Raw genomic sequence first — 2,349 nt, forward strand, 5'->3', positions numbered from 1 at the left:
GCAGGCCGGCACCTTGGGGGCGATGATAATGGATTATGTGATGTTTGCCATGCTGTGCGGCCTAGCCGCCGTGGCCTATGGGGTGATCACCTCACGGCAAGTGCTGAGTGCGTCGCCGGGCAATGCCCGCATGCAGGAAATCGCCATGGCCATCCAGATCGGCGCCAACGCCTATCTCAACAAGCAGTATACCGCCATTGCCATCGTCGGTGTCATTGTGGCTGCGCTGGTCGGGCTGTTGCTGGGGCTCATTCCGGCCGTGGCCTTCGTGCTGGGTGCCGTGCTGTCGGGCGCTACCGGTTTCATCGGGATGAACATCTCGGTGCGCGCCAACGTGCGCACCGCCGAAGCTGCGCGCCAGTCGCTGCAGGCCGGGCTGACCATGGCGTTCCGCTCCGGCGCTGTCACCGGCATGCTGGTTGCCGGCCTCGCGCTGCTCGCCATCGCGGGCTATTTCTACGCACTTGTGTCTTCGGGCCTGGAACCGACCAGCCGCGCCGTCGTCAACGCGCTGGTGTCGCTGTCGTTCGGCGCCTCGCTCATCTCCATCTTTGCCCGTCTGGGTGGCGGCATTTTCACCAAGGCGGCTGACGTCGGTGCCGACATGGTCGGCAAGAACGAGCTCGGCTTTGACGAGGATGACGATCGCAACCCCGGCGTGATTGCCGACAACGTTGGCGACAATGTCGGCGATTGCGCCGGCATGGCGGCCGATCTGTTCGAGACATACGTGGTCACCATCGGTGCCACCATGGTGCTGTGCGCGCTGCTGGTGGCCGGCGCTGATGCCGCCAAGCTGATGACGCTGCCGCTGCTGGCCTGCGGCGTGTGCATCATCACCTCCATCATCGGCACCTATTTCGTGCGCCTTGGCGGCGGCTCCATCATGGGCGCGCTCTACAAGGGCCTTATCGTCACCGGCCTGCTGTCGGTGCCGGCGCTGTGGTTCGCCACTGCTGCCATCTTCCCCGATATGAACGCCGTGATCGGCGCTGATCCGGCCGCAACAGGCCCGGTCACCATCGCCGGCGTTGCGGGTGGCTTTACCGGCCGTTCGCTGTTCTATTGCATGCTGGTGGGCCTGGTGGTCACCGCGCTGCTGGTGTGGATCACCGAATATTACACCGGCACCGATTATCGCCCGGTGCAATCCATCGCCAAGGCATCGGATAGCGGCCACGGCACCAACGTCATCCAGGGCCTCGCCGTGTCGATGGAATCGACTGCGCTGCCCACGCTGGTGATCGTTGCCGGCATCATCGCCACCTTCAAACTGGGCGGCCTGATCGGCATCGCCTTTGCCGCCACTGCCATGCTGGCGCTGGCCGGCATGATCGTCGCACTGGATGCCTATGGCCCGGTTACCGACAACGCCGGCGGCATCGCCGAAATGGCCGGCCTCGATGGCGAAGTGCGCCAGCGCACCGATGCCCTCGATGCCGTGGGCAACACCACTAAGGCCGTGACCAAGGGCTATGCCATCGGCTCGGCCGGCCTGGCCGCGCTGGTGCTGTTCGCCACCTACACCGAAGATCTCTCGCAGTTCTTCAAGGACGTGCCGGTCGATTTCTCCCTGTCCAATCCCTATGTCGTCGTCGGCCTGCTGCTCGGCGCGCTGCTGCCCTATCTGTTCGGCGGCATGGCGATGACAGCGGTTGGCCGTACTGCCCAGGCCGTGGCGCAGGATATCCGCGCCCAGTTCCGCGAAAATCCCGGCATCGCCACCCGCGAAGTGAAGCCCGATTATGCCCGCACCGTCGGCCTCGTCACCGCCGGCGCGATTCGGGAAATGATCGTCCCCTCCCTGCTGCCGGTGCTCGCCCCCATCGTCGTCTATTTCGCCATCACCGCCGTGGCGGGCCAGGGCAACGGCTTTGCCGCATTGGGTGCCCTGCTGATGGGCGTCATCATCTCCGGGCTGTTCGTCGCCATCTCGATGACCAGCGGCGGCGGCGCCTGGGACAACGCCAAGAAAGTCATCGAACAAGGCGCCTACGGCGGCAAAGGCTCCCCCGCCCACCAGGCCGCCGTCACCGGCGACACCGTGGGCGACCCCTACAAAGACACCGCCGGCCCCGCCGTGAACCCGATGATCAAGATCACCAACATCGTGGCCCTGCTGCTGCTGGCCGCGCTGGCGGGCGGCTAACCCCTTCTCCCCTCCCCTTGAGGGGAGGGGCCGGGGTGGGGAAGTCACCACCAAACACCAAGTCCAGAAGGGACGCCCCCAAATACACTGCCTGCCTCCGTCACCCCGGACTTGATCCGGGGCTTGGCTTAGCTTCGCCCCCGCTCCAAAATCCGCGCCACTTTTGTCACCTTTGACGAATCCGGCGGGATAGGGCGTTG

At 65.3% G+C, this 2,349-nt stretch carries 1 protein-coding gene; it reads left to right on the forward strand.

Annotated elements, in window-relative coordinates; translation table 11 throughout:
* The first annotated feature begins 28 nt into the window (after window positions 1–28).
* Complete coding sequence (locus ABWP50_RS05400) at window positions 29–2,149, forward strand: sodium-translocating pyrophosphatase (protein WP_353216971.1); 2,121 nt, start codon at window positions 29–31, stop codon at window positions 2,147–2,149.
* Window positions 2,150–2,349: the final 200 nt, after the last annotated feature.

The organism is Sandarakinorhabdus sp. (assembly GCF_040398645.1).
GTDB lineage: Bacteria > Pseudomonadota > Alphaproteobacteria > Sphingomonadales > Sphingomonadaceae > Sandarakinorhabdus.

Excerpts from the sequence above, each read along its gene's own strand:
- ABWP50_RS05400 (WP_353216971.1), top strand. The coding sequence starts at position 29 with ATGGATTATGTGATGTTTGCCATGCTGTGCGGCCTAGCCGCCGTGGCC.